The following is a 16,501-nucleotide window of genomic DNA, read 5'->3' as shown; positions in this document are numbered from 1 at the left end:
GCACAATTCCTTTCCTTAATAGCTGAATTTGCGTGATATTTTTCTAAAACCCTGCCTGTGCAGGATAAACCTTATAAAATGCATGCTCAGTCAGTTATAACATTCATAATTCGCAGACGATCATCAGTTTTACTGATTTTGTTATTGAACATAAAAGCATCGCGTTGCTCAGCCATCAATCTTTGCTCTGCTCCGCCTGACTGAGTAGCCACGCACGAACCGCACTCACCGTTGCCTGCTCACGCGGACGACGCGGAGCCACCAGATACCAGCCGGCATCAACGGGCATCTCACGATGCCAGGCGGGAACCAGCCGACCGCTGGCCAGATCGTTCTGCACAAAATGCGGGCTGGTCAGTGCGATACCCTGACCACTCAGCGCCGCTTCCAGCGCCAGCGCGGTCTGGTTGAAGCGCAGATGATGCTGATGCTGCAGCGACTGGCCGGGGAACATAAACGCCAGGAACGCCGGCCACAGGTGATGGCCATCGTGCAGCAGCGGATAGCGCAGGCAATTTTCTGGCTGCGCTGCATCATCGTGTTGTGCCAGCAGCGCCGGGCTGACCACCGCCAGCACCGTCTGGCTAAACAGCAGCGTGGCCTCCAGCCCGCTACCAAACGGCGGCCGGCCATAGCGCACCGCCAGGTCGACGCCTTCATGGTGAAACTGCACCAGCCGTTCAGAGGCCAGCACGCGCAGGTCGATATCCGGCCAGGCCGCGGTAAATGCCGGTAAACGCGGCAGCATCCAGCGGCTGGCAAAGGTCGGTGTTACGCTCAGCGTCAGGCGATCCGGCTCCGGGCGCAGCGTGCGCGTCGCCTCATCAATCAGCTCAAATGCCTGTCGAATGTGCACCGCATAGCCTGCACCGGCAGCGGTCAGCGCCAGCGAACGCGGCAACCGATCGAACAGTTTCAGGCCCAGGCTGGCCTCGAGACCGCGAATATGCTGCGCAACCGCACCCTGCGTCACGCCGAGCTCTTCAGCGGCGAGGCGAAAATTAAGGTGCCGCGTCACGGCTTCAAATACCCGAAGTGCATTCAGCGACGGTAATGCCTGAAAGCCCTGATTCATCCTGTAGTTTTCCTATCGTCAATTGCCAGCTGAGCTGACTCTCTGCGGCATCTCCCGGCCATTATACTGGCATCACAGGATATTTAATTGATGAGGTTACTCACATGACAGTAGAAAAAGTTGCGGTAATTGTCGCAGGTGGCAGCGGTATGGGCGCAGCGGCAGCGGAGAAGCTGGCCAGCGAGGGTTTCAGGGTCGCGATTCTTTCCTCCTCCGGCAAAGGCGAGGCGCTGGCGAATCGTCTGGGCGGGCTCGGTATTACCGGTTCGAATCAGTCAGTGGACGATTTGCAGCACCTGATTGATGCCACTCTGGCGCGCTGGGGACGTATTGACGTGCTGGTTAACAGTGCCGGTCACGGTCCGCGCGCGCCAATCCTCGAATTAAGCGATGATGCGTGGCAGCAGGGAATGGAAACCTACTTCCTCAACGTGGTGCGCGCTGTACGTCTGGTCACGCCGATCATGCAGCAGCAGGGTGGCGGCAGTATCATCAATATCTCATCGGCATGGACGTTTGAACCCACCGACATGTTCCCGACCTCGGCCGTGTTCCGCGCCGGTCTGGCTTCTTTCAGTAAAATCTTTGCCGACACCTACGCAGCTGAGAATATTCGTATCAATAACGTCCTGCCAGGCTGGATTGATAGCCTGCCGAAAACGGATGAACGGCGCGACAGCGTGCCCATGCAGCGCTATGGCACGGCTGCAGAAGTGGCGGCTACCATTGCGTTTCTTGCTTCGCCCGGCGCGGCTTATATCACCGGGCAGAATATCCGCGTGGACGGCGGCGTCACGCGCAGCGTGTAACCGGCTTTGCTGTGCCTGATGGTCACAGCGGCATCTGATGTCCGCTGTGGCTATCGCCTGCCTGCTAAGGAATTTCTCAGCCTGTTTTCAAGACTGGTCTTGTCGTTTCGCGGCCTTATAACACATCAGAATGTTCTTATTCGCTGACAGAATTTTCTGTTCTCAGCTGCCGGATATTCCCGGTAAAACTTTCTGATTTGAGGTCGCTATGCCACTACTTCTTCGTATGCGTCTGCACACGCTGCTGACTCCCGAACGCCATCTGATCTGGCGTTTTCTGCTGACAGGTTGTGCATTTTTCTGGATTCTGCTGGTGGTTGCCGTGATGGGGCTGCGCTGATCAGTTGCTGGCTGTTGTGAGGGATGATTATGGTATTAATGTTATCGCCGCGCCTCAGTGCGCTGCTGAGTTTTTCCCGCCGGTTACTGTGCCAGCTGGCACTGGCTGCCAGCCTGCTGTTCTGGATTGGCGTGGTGGTGGCAATCGTTATCGCGTACTGACCTAATGTGCCTGCAGCCGCGCGGATAACTGTTCCGGCGGCAGCAGCGCAAATGCGCGTTTCATCACCCGCGCCTCGTCAGCCGGGGTGCGACCAAACATCCGCTTAAACTCCCGGTTAAACTGTGAATCACTTTCGTAACCGACGCGTGCGGCGGCACCGGCGGCAGTGAGATTATCGCGAATCATCATCAAACGCGCCTGATGCAGCCGCAGCGACTTGAGATACTGAATCGGCGAGGTCTGTGTCACGCTTTTGAAATGCAGATGGAAGCGCGGAACGCTCATGCCCGCTTCGCTGGCCAGATGCGGCACATCCAGCGGCTGCTGCCAGTCAGCATGAATGCGCTGCAGCGCCCGCGCGATGCGGCCAAAGTGCCCCTGATAGGTCAGCGCTGCGCGCACCGCACCGCCCTGCTCACCCAGCAACACACGAAAGCAAATCTCTTCTACCCGTGCCGGACCTAAAACCTGCGCTTCCAGCGGATCGCTCAGCGCCTGCAACAGGCGCAGCGTGCTATCCGCCAGCGTCTCATTTACCGGCGTCGAAATAATGCTGGCTGGTGTCTCCGCCAGCGGAATGTCTGCCGCTGCGACCTGCGTCACCAGTCGCGCCAGCGTGGCCGCATCCAGACGGATAGCCAGTCCCAGCAACGGTTCAGCCGAGGTCGCTTCAGTCTCAGCGGAGAACGGCAGCGGCACCGACAACACCAGATAGTGCTGTGCGTCGTAGCGATACATTTTGTCGGCCAGAAACGCCCGCTTCGAGCCCTGACAGATAATGATGATGCTCGGCTCATAAAGAACCGGCGTGCGCGCCCACTGCCGGTCGGCACGCATAAAGCGCACGCTGTCGAGCAGTGAAGCAGTATAACCTTCCTGCGGTGCCAGCTGGCGCAGCAGCGCGCAGGTCTGCTGTTGTACGGTTTGCGACATAACGGGTTTCCGGTGAGAGGTTCAGGCAAAGCATAGCCAGGTTTCTTCCCTGCTCACAACCGTGACGAGATAATCAGGCAATGATACGCCACAATCCGGTCTGTTCGCTTTAGCCGGCGTTTTCCACAATAGCCTCGTCAACCAACACGAGGAAACCATCATGGCTCATTCCAATGCGAAAGTGATTATTCTGACCGGCGCCAGCAGCGGCATCGGCGAAGCGATAGCGCGTCTGCTGGCCAGTCAGGGGCATAAACTGGTGCTGGGCGCGCGCCGTACCGATCGGCTGGCAATACTGTGTGATGAACTGCGTGCCAGCGGCGCGCAACTGGATTATCTGGCCACCGACGTGACGCAGCGTGCCGATACGCAGCAGCTGGCCGATTTTGCCCGCGATAAATATGGCCGGGTTGATGTAATGATCAACAATGCCGGCGTTATGCCGCTGTCGCCGCTCAGTTCGCTGAAGGTGGATGAATGGGATCGTATGCTCGATGTCAACGTGCGTGGCGTACTGTACGGCATCGCTGCCGTGCTGCCGGTCATGGAGTCGCAGCAAAGCGGCCATATCATCAATATCGCCTCGATTGGTGCGCTGGCGGTATCGCCGACGGCAGCGGTGTACTGCGCCACAAAATTCGCGGTTCGCGCCATCTCGGATGGCCTGCGTCAGGAATCGCGCCAGCTGCGTGTGACGGTCATTAATCCCGGCGTAGTGGAATCGGAACTGGCGGACACCATCACTGACGAGACCGCACGCGTGGCCATGCAGAGCTATCGTCAGATTGCGTTAAAACCCGAAGCCATTGCGCAGGCGGTGAGCTGGGCCATTAATCAGCCTGGCGAAGTTGATGTCAATGAGATCACGGTGCGCCCTACTGCCAGTGCGCATTGAGGCTAATGGAGCGTGGCGATTTCAGGCTGAAATCGCCCTGGCCTGCGCGTCTGGTGACAGCGCGCAGGCCATCACGCTTACAGCCAGCCCGCTTTTTTCAGCCGCCACCACATAACGAAACAGATCACCAGCGTGACCGCCAGCGCCGCCGGATAGCCAAAGTGGCTGTGCAGCTCTGGCATGTCTGAGAAGTTCATACCGTACATACTGAAGATGATAGTCGGCACAATCAGTATTGCCCCCCAGCCGGCCAGCTTTTTATTCACCTCACTCTGCTGTACCGAGACCAGCGCCAGATTCACCTGCATGGCGCTGGCCAGCGTTTCGCGCATGTCTTCGGCATCAATCATGACGTGGTGCGCGTGATCCTGCACGTCGCGCAGATAGGCGCGCAGATTTTTCGGGATGATATCTTCATGGAAGCGCACCAGCTGCGGGCAGATTTCCGTCACCGGCATTGCCGCATTGCGCAACGACAGCAGCTGACGCCGCAAATGGTAAACATTTTCCAGCGTGACGCTGTCAAAGCGGGTGGTGAACATGCCGTCTTCCAGGTCAGCAATACGTTCACTTAGCGATTCGGTAATTTTACTGTAGTTGTCGACGATAAAATCGAGAATGCAGTAGAGCGCATAGCCGGGTCCCTGGCACAGCATGGCATGGTTTTTCTCGGCTTTGGCGCGGATCGCTTTATAGCCCTCAACCGAACCGTGGCGCACGGTAATCAGAAAATTTTTGCCGAGGAAAAAGTGGGTTTCGCCAAAGCTGATGCGCTGGCGATCTTCCATGTGTGCGGTTTTCACCACGATAAATACCGATTCGCCGTACTGCTCAATCTTGGGCCGCTGATGCGCCACCAGCGCATCCTCAATCGCCAGCTCATGCAGGCTAAACTCTTCCTGCAGCGTTTGCATGAACGCCGGATCGGGTTGATACAGGCCAAGCCAGACGAACGATTTTTCCTCTTTCAGCACTTCGCTGATTTGATCGACTTCGACATGCTCTTCGCGTTTGCCGTGGCGATACACCACGCAGTTAATCACCATTTTCGCGTTGTCCTTGTTGTACTCACTATCCCTAATCATAGCTGCAAAGCAGGTGCCAGTGCGCCGTCATCTTTGCGCCGGCCATCTCGCCGCTGCTTACGGTACGCCAAAATAGCGCAGCAGCGCCGTCATCACAGCCGCACCGATGATTACCAGTATCAATGGCGCGCGACGCCAGGCGAGAAATACCGCGAACAACACGCCGGTCAGTCGTGCAACGCCGGCGAAATCGGTGCCCTCAAACAGCGCGGTGGTGACAGCGACAGCCAGCAGTAGCACCGTTGCCGCGTCGGACAGCATGTTGCGCACACGTTCCGACATGTGCATCCGGCTGCCCAGCCGGTAACCGGCAAAGCGAATCGCATACGTCCCTGCAGCCAGCAGCGCGATGCCGGCAATCACTAAACTATTTTGCATCTTTGCGCTCCCGCCAGCTCAGCAAACCGAGTAAAGAAAACAGCACCGGCATACCGGCTGGTACAAAAGGCGTCGCCAGCACGGACAGCAGTGCCCCGAGGGTGGCCGGAATGCGCGTACGACGCTGGCGCAGCGCCGGGAAAATCAGCGCGATCAGGATGGCCGGAAACACCGCGTCCAGGCCAATCGCCGACACATCAGGAATAAAGCGTCCAATCACCGCACCGGCAATCACCGTGAGCGGCCAGATGGCAAAAATACCCAGTCCGCAAATCCAGTAAGCCGCCCGACGCTGCGCCAACTTCGGCTGTGAAATACCGAACACCACGCTCTCGTCATTCATAATATGGCAGCCCAGTAGACTGCGTCCTCCCTGCCCGACCAGGTCTTTCACCGCAATGCCAAACGGCAAATGACGCGCGTTGACCAGTAAACCTGCAGCGGCAGCGGTTAACGGACTGCCGCCGCCTGCCACGATGCCGATAAATAAAAACTCGGACGCCCCCGCCAGCACCAGCGTCGAGAGCGCAATCGGCACCCAGAGCGGAAAACCGTCGGCAGCGGCAAGAGAACCATAAGAGAGGCCAACGATGCCGTCGGCCAGACAAACAAGGAAGATCGCTTTCAATACGCCGCGATCAAGCGGTACGGCACCCAGACGCATCACAATTTGATCTCATAACGAACAAGAAAGCCGTTATAATGAACGCGCCGTACGTGTTTTACAAGATGAACAAATCGTTCGATATAAAGAACAGGAGTAATTGTGACCCCGCCCATTGCTATCATTGCCGCCGGACTGGTGCGCGAACGCCAGCGTGCCGGACTTTCGCTGACGGAAGTGGCGCGCCGCGCTGGCATCGCCAAGTCAACGCTGTCGCAGCTGGAGGCAGGCAACGGTAACCCCAGCATTGAGACGTTATGGTCACTGTGTGTGGCGCTGAATATTCCATTTGCACGGCTGATGGAGCCGGAAGTGAAAAAGATGCAGGTGATTCGGCGTGGCGAAGGCATGGTGGTGTCAGCAGAGTTAGCGGACTTTCAGGCCGCGCTACTGGCCAGCTGCCCGCCGGGCGGCCGCCGCGACCTGTATCTGATTACCAGCCAGCCCGGCGCACCGCGCGCGTCAAAACCGCATCCACCGGGTTCAGTCGAACACATCATCCTGGCACGCGGCCGCGCGCGGGTTGGCCTGATGGAATCGCCGGTCGAACTGTTCCCGGGCGATTATATTTGTTATCCCGCCGATGAACCGCACATCTTTGAGGCGCTCGAAGCCGATACCATGGCGGTACAGTTGTCAGAGCAGAATTAGGCGTAAAGCCAGCAAATATGGACTCGCTCACAGCAAAAGTTTGTGAGCTCAATCCGTTTAGTGGTTACTGAAGGCTCCGCAAAAGACAATCTGCCGTGCCGGGATAATAATCGGTGGCACAACAAGAATTACAGCGCCTGTAAAGCATTGATGAGTAATGGCTGCTGCTGAATCAGATAAAGCATTTTCAATGCTGGACCGGTAGGGTTGCGTCTGTGCTGCTCCCAGCTACGAATAAGATCCACGCTAACGCCCATCGCATGGGCAAATTCAACTTGTTTTAGCCCAGCATTCTTTCTGATCAGCTTTACATCCGGCAGTTCATGACGGTGGACGCGGTTCATATCCGGTGATTCATGACCCTGCTCAATGGCGACCATTTCCTGTACGCTTTCCAGCAGGTCATTAAATAGCTGTTTTTCCATAATTTAATCTTCGCAGGTCTATGGCTTAGAGGTTCATTTGTTGGGTAAAGACTTTTAGCAACGCTTTTTCTGCTTCATTTAAATCATCCTTCACATTTTTGGGATAGATGAGTAACAGATAAATTCTGCCTGAGCTCAGGCGGGTGTAATAAATAATCCTTGTTCCACCACGTTTACCCATTCCGGCCCGGCTCCAGCGAATCTTTTTGCATCCTCCGGTCTGACTAATGGTGTCACCTAACTCATGATGCTCAAGCAAAAAAATTTGCAGTTCCTGAAATTCTTGATCGTCTGCCAGCAGACTCTGACGAGCTTTTGAAAACACGCGCGTTTCGATAAATTCCAGATAATTACCCGTCACTTTAGTCGTACCCCGTACTGATTTCCAGCTATTTTTGGTACAGGGTACGGCTTTAGGATTTTGAGCGAGATACGCATCGTCTTAAAACCCATTAGCAAAACCACTATCACAATTTCCTATGACTAATGCGGATGATTGCGCTGCAGCGCGGTGGCATGCTGTCAGCATCATTGGCAGAACAGCAGGAACATATGGACATTATTCCCGCGCAGCCGCATCACGCGGCGGCGATACAGAAGATCTACGCGTGGCATGTGCTGCACGGCACCGCTACCTTCGAAACGGAACCGCCGGCAGAGAGTGAAATGCTGCAGCGTATCAATGACGTGCATGAGCGCGGCGGTTACTGGCTGGTGGCTGAAGAGCAGGATCAGGTGCTGGGTTACTGCTATCTGGCGCCGTATCGTCCGCGTTATGCCTACCGCTTCACGCTGGAAGACTCTATCTATCTCGACCCGCAGCAAACCGGACGCGGTATCGGTAAAGCGCTGCTGCAAAAAGCGGTGGCGCTGGCCGAAGCCGCTGGCTTTCGCCAGATCATCGCGATTATCGGTGACAGCGCCAACCAGGGCTCGCTGGGAGTACACCGGGCGCTCGGTTTTGAGCACACCGGCGTGATGAAATCGGTGGGTTACAAACATGGCCGCTGGCTGGACACCGTGGTAATGCAGCGGAGTCTCGGGCCGGGTGACAGCCAGCCGCCCGATCGCTAAGCCGCTTCCATGGCGATCACCCGATGCGTGCCTTTCTCCAGCAGATCGCGGTCATGACTCACCAGCAGCACCGCGCACTGCTGCTCACGCGCCAGTTCCACGATCAACTGCCATGTTTGCTGCTGCACCAGCGGATCGAGGCGTGACGTCGGCTCATCGGCAAACAGAAATACCGGCCGCAGCAGCATCACCCGCAGCAGCGCGAAGCGCTGCAGTTCGCCACCGGAGAGCGCCTCTGGTCGCCGCGTCAGCAGCGCTGGATGCAAAGCCAGCCGCGTCATGAGCGCATCGCGCTGTGCCGGCGGGAGAGCGTGACGCCGCAGCACATCGTTGATGCTTTGCCCCAGCGTGCGCTGCGGCGGAAACAGCGCGGAAGGATCCTGATAGATTTTCTGATATTTCAGCGCATCCGCATCAGCGTGGTGCGTCACGCGGCCCTGCTGCGGCGCGAGCAACCCCAATAGCACGTCGCCGAAGCTGCTTTTGCCGCTGCCGCTGGCACCGTGCAGGCCAACGATTTCACCGGCGTGCAGCGTGAAATCGCGTGGCACACCCAGCCTTTTGCCCCCGCGCGCCAGCATAATGTCCTGGGCGCTGATCACCGGCCTGGCACCGATCACCGTTTGCTGTCGGGCGGGCCAGACGGCCGGATCGGCAGCCAGCAGCGCGCGCGTGTAAGGCTGCTGCGGTGACTGCAACACCTGCTGCGCCGGGCCCTGTTCAATCACGCTGCCTTTATGTATCACCAGCACGTCGCCGCCCAGCTGGCGTGCCAGGGCGATGTCGTGGGTGATGGTCAACAGCATGCCGCCGTCGGCCACTTCGCGCTGTAACAGCTGGCTGACTTCGTCGCGGCGCGCCACGTCCAGCCCTTTGGTCGGCTCATCGGCAATCAGAATCTGCGCGCCACCGGCACGGGCTGCCGCAAACGCGGCGCGCTGTGCCATGCCGCCGGAAAGCTGCCACGGATAACGCCGTGCCGCCGCGGCCAGACCAAGCTGCTGCAGATCCCGCTGCGCCGCTGCAGCGCTGGCGGCGGGCGGCAAACCGCGCACGAAGCGATGCCCTTCCGCCACCTGTTGCTGAATCGCCATGGTCGGATCGAGCGACAGCCACGGCTCCTGCGGCAGCGAAGCCAGCGTATTGCCCCACAGCCGACGCAGCTGCGCCGTATCCTGCGGCAGCTGAAAGCGCCTGCCGTTGATCTTCAACTCACCGCTGGCCAGCAGCGACGGCGGCAATATTCCCATGATCGCCTGCGCCAGCAGACTTTTCCCCGATCCGGTTTCGCCGAGCAGCGTCAGCGGCTGACCGGGTTGTAGCCGCACATCCACCGGCTCAACCAGTGTTTCAGTCGCTGTGGCAACGCTCAGCCCGGTGATCTGTAATCCCTTCATCATCGCTCCTTTTTCATCAGCAGATTGAGGCTGATCAACAGTAAAAACAGTGCGGCTACCGGCTGCATCAGCAGCCACGGCGCTTCCCACGCAAACGGCAGCAGTTCGGTCATCATCAGGCCCAGCTCCGGCGTAGGCGGACGCACGCCAACGCTGATAAACCCGAGCGCCGACACCGCCATGATGGCGCTGCTGAAAGAGAACAAGGTTAGCGTCAGCAGCACCGGTGCCAGCTCAGGCCACAGATGATGACGAAAACGATACCAGGCAGAGAACCCGAGCAGTTTGCTGGCCTGCATACCGGGCGCCTGCACAATTGGCCGCAGCGTGGCACGCGTGACGCGGAAAAATTCCACCCACAGCACCAGGGAAATGCCCAGCCACAGCATCTGCGGCGCGTCTGGCGCAATGGCGGCCAGCAGCAGCACCAGCAGCAATCCCGGCAGCGCGAGGCACATATCGCCGACGATGCTCAGTAATCGCTCCGGCCAGCCACCGTATAGCGCACTGAGCACACCGGTGAACACGCCCGCTATCAGCGCACTGATCACGCACAGGGCTGCCAGCCCGAGTGACAGGCGCAGCGCGGCGCTGAGGCGCGTTAACATATCGCGACCGAGATGGTCGAAACCGAGCAAATGGCTGCGGTTCGGCGTCTGCAACATCTGCAGCAAATCCTGCTGGAGCGGATCGCCGTGCTGAATCAGCGGCAGCACAAACGCGTAAGCCAGCAGCGCTGCCAGCAGTACCAGACCCACCCAGCGTGAAAGCGTCATCTTCATGCGCGCGCCCCCGGGGATCGAGCAGATGACAACCGGCATCCACCAGCATGTTCAGCAGGACAAACAGCAGGCCGAGCGTCATGGCGCTGGCCTGAATCACCGGCACGTCACGCGCAAAAATGGCGTGCACCAGAGCGTGACCGATTCCCGGCCATGCAAACAGGGTTTCCACCACCACCACGCCTTCCACCAGCCAGACAAACTGCATGCCAAACCACGTCAGCACCGGCGCGCTCAGATTACGCAGGCCATGACGCAGCAGCAGGCGCGCGGGTGCCAGTCCCTTTTGCGCTCCCCAGCGATAGTAGCCGGACGACACCACCTGCCAGGTGGCTTCGCGCACCACGCGCACGCCGACAGCCGTCAGCGACAATGCCAGCGTCAGTGCCGGCAACAGGAAATGGCGCAGCTCGCCGTGACCGGCGCTCGGCAGCCAGTCGAGTTGCAGCGCGAACAGCAGGATCAGCAGCATGCCGAGTGCAAAATGCGGCACCGATTTCAGCAAGGCGGTCAGCCAGAACAGCGCACGGTCAAGCCGGCCGTTGGCGTGGCAACCGGCCCAGATGCCGAGCGGCAGCGTCAGCAGTAACGCCAGCAGCAGCGAAACGCCCGCCAGCGCCAGCGTCTGGCCCAGCTGCCAGCGCAGCTCATCCATCACCGGCTCACCGGAAACCAGCGAGCGGCCAAAGTTAAACTGCAGCAGATCGAAGAGCCAGTGCAGCAGCGCACTGCCGCCGCTAAGCGCTCCATCCAGCTCCTGCTGTACCCGCGCCACCGCGTCGGCATCGACGCGATCGTAACCATAGCGCCCCGAGGCGATGCGCCACGCCATGTCGCCCGGCAGCGCCTGCACCAGCAGCCAGGTCAGTAATCCTACCGCCAGCACCACGAACAGCGCCTGCGCCATGCGCCAGCTGAGTTGTTTAATCATGGCTCCCCCAGTGCATCTGGCGCAGGCCGAAGTGGCGTTCAAACGGATCGAGTTTGACGCCCTGCAGCTGGCTATTAACCGCCGCCGACTGCTGATACCAGGCCAGCGGAATCACCGGCAGATCCTGTTGCAGCGCACGGGTGATGACGCTGCGCGCCCCGGCGCGGGCTGCGCCATCGGTGGATTGCGTCAGCGTGTGGAGCGCCGCGTCGAAGCCTGCCGCATGCCAGTTCATCGCCCCCCAGTCACCGCCGTGGGTGCCATAATCCTGCAGCAGCGTTCCGGTCGGATCGGGCGTCAGGGCAAAGTTGCGCGCAAACAGCGCCAGCTGCAGACGGTTGTTGTGGTGCTGCGCCGGGATCTCGCTGGCGTTGGTTGCGTTGATTCGCACATCTATGCCGACCTGACGCAGCTGCTGCTGAATCACCATCGCCATCAGCGGCAGCTCAGGGCGATCGGGATAGGTCAGCAGCGTCAGGCTAAAGCGCTGGCCGTTGCGCGTCAGTACGCCATCCGCGCCGCGTTGCCAGCCGGCCGACTGTAATAACTGAGCAGCCTGCTGCGGCTGATAGTGCAGCGGCGTGAGTGCCGGGTTGTGCCACTCTGCCATGTTAGGGGGAAACAGCTGGCTGGCTGCGCCCGGATAACGCAGCACCGCCTGCGCCAGCGCGTTACGATCGATCGCCATGCTAATCGCCTCACGTACCGGCAGTTCCGCCAGCAGCGGATCGGCCAGATTAAGCTTCAGCATCAACGTGCGCGGCACCGGAATCGCCGGGATGTGCAGCGACGCTTTGCGTGCCAGGCGCTGCCGGCTGGCGGCATCAAGGTTAAACACGTAATCTGCATCACCGCTTTCTGCCAGTAGCGCACGGGTTTCCGCGCGGCCGGTCGCCAGATAGCTGGCGGCGGCAATCGCCGGTTTCTCGCCCCAGTAATCCGCGAAGCGCGCCACCGTCAGCGACTGCGGCGGCTGGAAGGAAGTGAGCGTAAACGGCCCGCTGCCAATAATGCGCGTGATGTTGCCCTGCGCATCCCAGCTGGCCAGTGCGAGGATTTGCGAGCGGCTTTCCGCCAGGACTGACAGCAGCGGCGTGAAGGGTTCACGCAGCGTGATGGTGACAAGCTGCCCTGCCCCGCTGATGTCGGCGATTGGCGTTTTGTCCAGTAAGCCCGCTTTGCCGCGTGCGGTGTTGAGTGATTTCACCACGGCAACCGCATCCAGCAGCGAGCCATCGTGAAAATGCACGCCGTCGCGCAGCTGGAACTGCCAGCGCAGCCCATCGTCAGAGACCTGCCAGCGCTGCGCCAGCGCCGCCACCGGCTCACCGCGTTCGTTCACTTCTACCAGCGTTTCAACCACATCCATGCGCAACAGAATGTCGCCGGAGAGCGCCGGATCGCTGCCTTTAATTTCAAACGGTGCGGCAATCCGCACCGGTTTTTCGGGTGTGCTCGCCGCCACAACGGCGCAGGAAGCCAGGCCGAGCGCCGCAGCGATCAGCAAGTTTTGCATTGATTTCATTAAATTTTCCGAATAAACCGTTACACTATCATCGAATAAATTACGTTATAACATAACAATTCACACTTTAACACACGGTGATTGCAGGGAATTCGTCAGGCGCTTGTTGCCTTTTAACCGTCGCGACAGGTTAACGCTGCGCGCGGCAGCCTGGCTGAGGTATGCTTGAGAAGAACTCTAACCCGTGAGGAAACGCCGTTATGCCAGAGATTGTCGTTTATGCTGCGGAAGGCCGTAGCGTTGAGCAGAAGAAAAAGTTACTTAAAGCCATCACCCAGGCGGTGGTGGATTCGTTTGAGATTGATGCTGATGTGGTCACCGTGTCGATTATCGAAACGCCGAAGCATCATAAATCCAAAGGCGGCGTGCCGTTCGACGAACGTTAAGATCAGCCCGGTTCAGGCGTACTGAATATTCATGATGCCGCGCTCGCTGCGGTTGACGATGGCCTCGACCTGCCACGTCCGCTGAATCAGAGCAGGCGTCAGCACGGCGGCGGGCTCACCGCTCGCCACCACTTGCCCGTGCTGCAGCACCACCAGATGCTGGCAAAATTTTGCCGCCAGATTCAGGTCGTGCAGGGCCACAATCACCGTGACCGGCAGTGCGGCAATCAGCCGCATCAGCTCGAGCTGAAACTGAATATCCAGATGGTTAATCGGCTCATCCAGCAACAGGATATCCGGCTGCTGCGCGAGCGCACGTGCGATCTGGCAGCGCTGGCGTTCGCCACCGGACAGCCGCTGCCACGACCGCCCGGCCAGCGCATCCAGTTTCATCAGCGACAGCGCGTGCTGCACTGCCGTTTCATCTGCCGTCCGCCACGGGCTGAACGCGTTGCGATGCGGCGCCCGCCCCAGACGCACGATGTCGCTAACGCACATCTCAGCTTCCATTTCGGCATGCTGCGGCACGAAGGCCAGCGTACGGGCACGCTGCCGCCGGCTGAGTTGGTTCAGCCGCGTGCCGCCCATCTCCAGCCCGTTATAAGCACAAGGCTGAACGCCCGCCAGCGCACGGATGAGCGTCGATTTGCCCGAGCCATTAGGGCCGAGCAACCCGACCGTTTGTCCCCGCTGCGCCGCAAAACTGATGTCAGATAACACGCTGCGCGCCTGTAGCGTCACGCTCAGTTTATCCACCGCGACATACTTCATGATTTCTCCCGGTTGCGATACAGAATCAGGGCGAACACCGGAGCGCCGACTAGCGCCGTCACTACGCCTATCGGCAGCACTTGATGGGTGATTAACGTGCGCGATACCAGGTCGGCAATCACCATGAAATGGCAGCCGCCCAGGAATGCGAGCGGGATCGTCACCAGATGACGCGGCCCGGCAATCATGCGGGTGATATGCGGGATCACCAGCCCGACAAAACCGACCGCGCCAATCGCGCTGACGATTACCGCCGTCACTAACGCAGTGGTCAGCAGTAATACGATGCGCACCGCTGAAACCTGCGTGCCCAGCGTCGCGGAAACTTCCGCGCCAAACGAGAAGGTATCCAGCGCGCGCGCATGGTAGAGCACAGTCAGCAGACCGGCGAGGGTTACGGCAAAACACAGTAATGCATCTGCCCAGCGCACGCCGCTCAGGCTGCCGAGCAGCCAGAACATCACGCCGCGCGACTGCTCAGCATTGGCCGCCGTGCTGACAATGTAAGCGGTCAGCGCATTAAATAATTGCGTCCCGGCAATACCGGCCAGAATGATGCGCGCGGTGTTTTCCCGCATGCCGCCGGAGAGCAGAACAATCAGCATAAATGCAAGACAGGCACCGCCAAACGCGCCGGCACCGGTGGTGATGGCCTCGCCGCCGATGCCAAGCAGCATCACGCACACCGCGCCGGTTGATGCACCGGCGGAAATCCCCAGCAGATAAGGGTCGGCCAGCGAATTGCGCAGCAACGACTGCAACACCATCCCACACAGTGCCAGGCCGCCGCCGCTGCTCGCCGCCATCAGCGCGCGGCTCATGCGGTATTGCCAGACGATGCCGGCTTCCAGCGCCGGCAGGTCGTAATGGGTGATGCCAAGACCATTGGTGATGGCCTGCGCGGTCAGGGTAAAGCTGATCGCGACATCGCCGGTTGCCGCGGCCAGCGTCATCATCACCGGCAGGCTGAGCGCGCCCGCAGCAATCAGCAGGCCGGTGCGCCAGTAACAGACAGCGTGAGCGCTCATCGGGCAGGTGCGAAAGCAGCGATCTGCTGACCGATCAGCTCCACGGCCTCTACGTTGCGCAACGAGGGATTCAGTGACATGGCCGGTACCACCACGATGTGGCCGTTTTTCACCGCTGGCATTTCACGCGTCACCGGATCGCTTTGCAGAAAGTGTTTTTTAACCGCGACGTCATCGGCGGGATAGAGCCGCCGCGCCATGCTGGCAATAACGATGATGTCCGGCTGCGCGGAGACAATGTGCTCCCACGTGACCGCCGGCCACTCTTCGTCTGAATCGATAATGTTAGTCAGACCGAGCGTCTGGCTGATCCAGCCCGGCGCCCCTTTATTGCCGGCGACCCAGGGATCGCCTTTCAGGCGCGGGCTGGAAAACCAGTAAACCACCTTCAGAGGCGCTGACGGCGATTTGTGCAGCTGTTGCTGAACCTGTGCTATACGAGCGGCCAGTTGCTGTTTGAGCGCTTCGCCACGCGCCGGCACATCAAAAATGCGCGCCAGCGCGCTGATTTCCGCAAAGATCACCTCGATCCCATACGGTGTGGTGCGTGCACCGTCGCTATTGGACGTGGTGGTGACGGCTTTGCCGATGCAGTCGGCAGGCGAAATCCAGGTTCGGATGCCGAGCTGTTCAAACTGTTCACGCGTGGCGACTTCACCCTGCGGCCCGACGTGCCAGCTGTACTGCGCCAGCACCAGCTCCGGGCGCTGCGCCACCACCGCTTCAAAGCCTGGGGCGTTATCGGCCAGCCGTTTAAGCTGGCTGCCCTGCCCTTGCAAATCGGCGGGCAGCGCGCCAAACCACACCGAGGTTGCGGCAATTTTATCTGCCAGACCGAGCGCCAGCAGCAGTTCCGTTTCATGCTGGCCAACGGTGACGACGCGCGCAGGCGGATGAGCGAAGGTTTCCTGGACACCGCAGTTATCAACGGTGAGCGGATAGTTACTGGCATTAGCATTGAATACAGGAAGCGACAGCAGCGCCGCAATAATCAGGGAGAGCGAGTTTTTCATCATGGTACTTTGATTGTTACGTTATAACATAATAATATGCATGACCAGGCGTGGACTGTCAATAATCAGGATTGGGCATACCGACCGGGACTGCGCGCATCATGAAGAGGATGACGTTAGGGTATAAGCAGGGCTGCAACAGCAGCCCGCCCAGTTCTGATAATTAAATCGGCTGTG

Annotated in this window: 20 protein-coding genes and 1 pseudogene; 7 read left to right on the top strand and 14 right to left on the bottom strand. The window is 59.3% G+C overall.

Going from position 1 to position 16,501, the window contains the following annotated elements; genetic code table 11:
• Positions 1–175: 175 nt before the first annotated feature.
• Entirely contained in the window at positions 176–1,075 is a 900-nt protein-coding gene (locus C1N84_RS20950; RefSeq protein WP_159377597.1) for a LysR substrate-binding domain-containing protein, read from the bottom strand.
• Positions 1,076–1,179: 104 nt separating this feature from the next.
• Here C1N84_RS20950 and C1N84_RS20945 point away from each other — a divergent pair, with 104 nt between their 5' ends.
• The 3 genes from C1N84_RS20945 (at position 1,180) to C1N84_RS20935 (ending at position 2,385) form a co-directional block, all read left to right on the top strand.
• On the top strand, positions 1,180–1,884 hold the full coding sequence (locus C1N84_RS20945; RefSeq protein ID WP_166710557.1) for an SDR family oxidoreductase: 705 nt from the start codon (positions 1,180–1,182) through the stop codon (positions 1,882–1,884).
• A gap of 208 nt (positions 1,885–2,092) precedes the next feature.
• Positions 2,093–2,224, top strand: coding sequence for a hypothetical protein (locus C1N84_RS20940; protein ID WP_256378117.1), 132 nt, complete (start codon positions 2,093–2,095; stop codon positions 2,222–2,224).
• 29 nt (positions 2,225–2,253) lie between these two features.
• Positions 2,254–2,385, top strand: coding sequence for a hypothetical protein (locus tag C1N84_RS20935; protein WP_255412114.1), 132 nt, complete (start codon positions 2,254–2,256; stop codon positions 2,383–2,385).
• Between the two features lies 1 nt (position 2,386).
• On the opposite strand, the gene C1N84_RS20930 is transcribed toward C1N84_RS20935, so the two are convergent.
• Positions 2,387–3,319 carry an AraC family transcriptional regulator gene (locus C1N84_RS20930; RefSeq protein ID WP_021508860.1) on the bottom strand — a complete coding sequence of 311 codons (933 nt, stop codon included), beginning with the start codon at positions 3,317–3,319 and terminating at the stop codon, positions 2,387–2,389.
• Positions 3,320–3,479: 160 nt separating this feature from the next.
• Between C1N84_RS20930 and C1N84_RS20925 the strand changes: the two genes are divergently transcribed.
• On the top strand, positions 3,480–4,214 hold the full coding sequence (locus tag C1N84_RS20925; protein WP_058758975.1) for an SDR family oxidoreductase: 735 nt from the start codon (positions 3,480–3,482) through the stop codon (positions 4,212–4,214).
• 77 nt (positions 4,215–4,291) lie between these two features.
• Here C1N84_RS20925 and corA read toward each other — a convergent pair whose 3' ends face one another.
• From corA to C1N84_RS20910, 3 genes are all read right to left on the bottom strand, one after another.
• Positions 4,292–5,260, bottom strand: coding sequence for a magnesium/cobalt transporter CorA (gene corA, locus C1N84_RS20920; protein ID WP_021508858.1), 969 nt, complete (start codon positions 5,258–5,260; stop codon positions 4,292–4,294).
• A gap of 96 nt (positions 5,261–5,356) precedes the next feature.
• Positions 5,357–5,677 (bottom strand): AzlD domain-containing protein, encoded by a 321-nt coding sequence (locus C1N84_RS20915; protein WP_021508856.1) that lies wholly within the window; start codon positions 5,675–5,677, stop codon positions 5,357–5,359.
• On the bottom strand, positions 5,667–6,341 hold the full coding sequence (locus C1N84_RS20910; protein WP_021508855.1) for an AzlC family ABC transporter permease: 675 nt from the start codon (positions 6,339–6,341) through the stop codon (positions 5,667–5,669). Before C1N84_RS20910 ends, C1N84_RS20915 begins: the two co-directional genes overlap by 11 nt.
• A 102-nt stretch (positions 6,342–6,443) precedes the next feature.
• Between C1N84_RS20910 and C1N84_RS20905 the strand changes: the two genes are divergently transcribed.
• Positions 6,444–6,992 (top strand): helix-turn-helix domain-containing protein, encoded by a 549-nt coding sequence (locus tag C1N84_RS20905; RefSeq protein ID WP_021508854.1) that lies wholly within the window; start codon positions 6,444–6,446, stop codon positions 6,990–6,992.
• Between the two features lie 128 nt (positions 6,993–7,120).
• On the opposite strand, the gene nadS is transcribed toward C1N84_RS20905, so the two are convergent.
• Positions 7,121–7,417, bottom strand: a complete 297-nt coding sequence (gene nadS, locus C1N84_RS20900; protein WP_104187608.1) for a NadS family protein — start codon at positions 7,415–7,417, stop codon at positions 7,121–7,123.
• A gap of 25 nt (positions 7,418–7,442) precedes the next feature.
• Positions 7,443–7,778: a type II toxin-antitoxin system RelE/ParE family toxin gene (locus C1N84_RS20895; RefSeq protein WP_181444762.1), complete on the bottom strand. Its 336-nt coding sequence runs from the start codon at positions 7,776–7,778 to the stop codon at positions 7,443–7,445.
• Between the two features lie 191 nt (positions 7,779–7,969).
• Between C1N84_RS20895 and C1N84_RS20890 the strand changes: the two genes are divergently transcribed.
• A complete protein-coding gene (locus C1N84_RS20890) occupies positions 7,970–8,491 on the top strand; it encodes a GNAT family N-acetyltransferase (RefSeq protein WP_264444242.1) in 522 nt (173 codons plus the stop codon).
• On the opposite strand, the gene C1N84_RS20885 is transcribed toward C1N84_RS20890, so the two are convergent.
• From C1N84_RS20885 to C1N84_RS20870, 4 genes and pseudogenes are all read right to left on the bottom strand, one after another.
• Positions 8,488–9,888 carry an ABC transporter ATP-binding protein gene (locus tag C1N84_RS20885; protein ID WP_264444745.1) on the bottom strand — a complete coding sequence of 467 codons (1,401 nt, stop codon included), beginning with the start codon at positions 9,886–9,888 and terminating at the stop codon, positions 8,488–8,490. The genes C1N84_RS20890 and C1N84_RS20885 overlap by 4 nt on opposite strands.
• Positions 9,888–10,664 carry an ABC transporter permease gene (locus C1N84_RS20880; RefSeq protein ID WP_215481411.1) on the bottom strand — a complete coding sequence of 259 codons (777 nt, stop codon included), beginning with the start codon at positions 10,662–10,664 and terminating at the stop codon, positions 9,888–9,890. The genes C1N84_RS20885 and C1N84_RS20880 overlap by 1 nt, the downstream gene beginning before the upstream one ends.
• A 10-nt stretch (positions 10,665–10,674) precedes the next feature.
• Positions 10,675–11,601 (bottom strand): annotated as a pseudogene (locus tag C1N84_RS20875) (ABC transporter permease); the annotation flags it as partial.
• Complete coding sequence (locus C1N84_RS20870; protein ID WP_031279963.1) at positions 11,594–13,126, bottom strand: ABC transporter substrate-binding protein; 1,533 nt, start codon at positions 13,124–13,126, stop codon at positions 11,594–11,596. The pseudogene C1N84_RS20875 and the gene C1N84_RS20870, both read right to left, overlap by 8 nt.
• A gap of 200 nt (positions 13,127–13,326) precedes the next feature.
• Between C1N84_RS20870 and C1N84_RS20865 the strand changes: the two genes are divergently transcribed.
• Positions 13,327–13,512 carry a tautomerase family protein gene (locus C1N84_RS20865; protein ID WP_021508848.1) on the top strand — a complete coding sequence of 62 codons (186 nt, stop codon included), beginning with the start codon at positions 13,327–13,329 and terminating at the stop codon, positions 13,510–13,512.
• A 12-nt stretch (positions 13,513–13,524) separates the two neighbouring features.
• Here C1N84_RS20865 and C1N84_RS20860 read toward each other — a convergent pair whose 3' ends face one another.
• From C1N84_RS20860 to C1N84_RS20850, 3 genes are read right to left on the bottom strand one after another with little or no spacing between them, the layout of a single operon-like run.
• On the bottom strand, positions 13,525–14,283 hold the full coding sequence (locus C1N84_RS20860) for an ABC transporter ATP-binding protein (RefSeq protein WP_215481138.1): 759 nt from the start codon (positions 14,281–14,283) through the stop codon (positions 13,525–13,527).
• Positions 14,280–15,311 carry a FecCD family ABC transporter permease gene (locus C1N84_RS20855; protein WP_021508846.1) on the bottom strand — a complete coding sequence of 344 codons (1,032 nt, stop codon included), beginning with the start codon at positions 15,309–15,311 and terminating at the stop codon, positions 14,280–14,282. Before C1N84_RS20855 ends, C1N84_RS20860 begins: the two co-directional genes overlap by 4 nt.
• The gene (locus C1N84_RS20850) at positions 15,308–16,327 is read right to left on the bottom strand and encodes an ABC transporter substrate-binding protein (protein ID WP_021508845.1); all 1,020 of its coding nucleotides are present in this window, start codon (positions 16,325–16,327) and stop codon (positions 15,308–15,310) included. The genes C1N84_RS20855 and C1N84_RS20850 overlap by 4 nt, the downstream gene beginning before the upstream one ends.
• Positions 16,328–16,501: the final 174 nt, after the last annotated feature.

The organism is Pantoea sp. SGAir0418, from assembly GCF_043529865.1.
This window is presented reverse-complemented; position numbering and strand designations above follow the sequence as displayed.

Bases quoted from the DNA above. Each gene is read 5' to 3' on its own strand.
- C1N84_RS20850 (WP_021508845.1), bottom strand. From the start codon at position 16,327: ATGATGAAAAACTCGCTCTCCCTGATTATTGCGGCGCTGCTGTCGCTT.
- C1N84_RS20950 (WP_159377597.1), bottom strand. From the start codon at position 1,075: ATGAATCAGGGCTTTCAGGCATTACCGTCGCTGAATGCACTTCGGGTA.
- C1N84_RS20890 (WP_264444242.1), top strand. From the start codon at position 7,970: ATGGACATTATTCCCGCGCAGCCGCATCACGCGGCGGCGATACAGAAG.
- C1N84_RS20885 (WP_264444745.1), bottom strand. From the start codon at position 9,888: ATGAAGGGATTACAGATCACCGGGCTGAGCGTTGCCACAGCGACTGAA.
- C1N84_RS20935 (WP_255412114.1), top strand. From the start codon at position 2,254: ATGGTATTAATGTTATCGCCGCGCCTCAGTGCGCTGCTGAGTTTTTCC.
- C1N84_RS20915 (WP_021508856.1), bottom strand. From the start codon at position 5,677: ATGCAAAATAGTTTAGTGATTGCCGGCATCGCGCTGCTGGCTGCAGGG.
- corA (WP_021508858.1), bottom strand. From the start codon at position 5,260: ATGGTGATTAACTGCGTGGTGTATCGCCACGGCAAACGCGAAGAGCAT.
- C1N84_RS20855 (WP_021508846.1), bottom strand. From the start codon at position 15,311: ATGAGCGCTCACGCTGTCTGTTACTGGCGCACCGGCCTGCTGATTGCT.
- C1N84_RS20910 (WP_021508855.1), bottom strand. From the start codon at position 6,341: ATGCGTCTGGGTGCCGTACCGCTTGATCGCGGCGTATTGAAAGCGATC.
- C1N84_RS20860 (WP_215481138.1), bottom strand. From the start codon at position 14,283: ATGAAGTATGTCGCGGTGGATAAACTGAGCGTGACGCTACAGGCGCGC.
- C1N84_RS20880 (WP_215481411.1), bottom strand. From the start codon at position 10,664: ATGACGCTTTCACGCTGGGTGGGTCTGGTACTGCTGGCAGCGCTGCTG.
- C1N84_RS20865 (WP_021508848.1), top strand. From the start codon at position 13,327: ATGCCAGAGATTGTCGTTTATGCTGCGGAAGGCCGTAGCGTTGAGCAG.
- nadS (WP_104187608.1), bottom strand. From the start codon at position 7,417: ATGGAAAAACAGCTATTTAATGACCTGCTGGAAAGCGTACAGGAAATG.
- C1N84_RS20930 (WP_021508860.1), bottom strand. From the start codon at position 3,319: ATGTCGCAAACCGTACAACAGCAGACCTGCGCGCTGCTGCGCCAGCTG.
- C1N84_RS20870 (WP_031279963.1), bottom strand. From the start codon at position 13,126: ATGAAATCAATGCAAAACTTGCTGATCGCTGCGGCGCTCGGCCTGGCT.
- C1N84_RS20945 (WP_166710557.1), top strand. From the start codon at position 1,180: ATGACAGTAGAAAAAGTTGCGGTAATTGTCGCAGGTGGCAGCGGTATG.
- C1N84_RS20940 (WP_256378117.1), top strand. From the start codon at position 2,093: ATGCCACTACTTCTTCGTATGCGTCTGCACACGCTGCTGACTCCCGAA.
- C1N84_RS20925 (WP_058758975.1), top strand. From the start codon at position 3,480: ATGGCTCATTCCAATGCGAAAGTGATTATTCTGACCGGCGCCAGCAGC.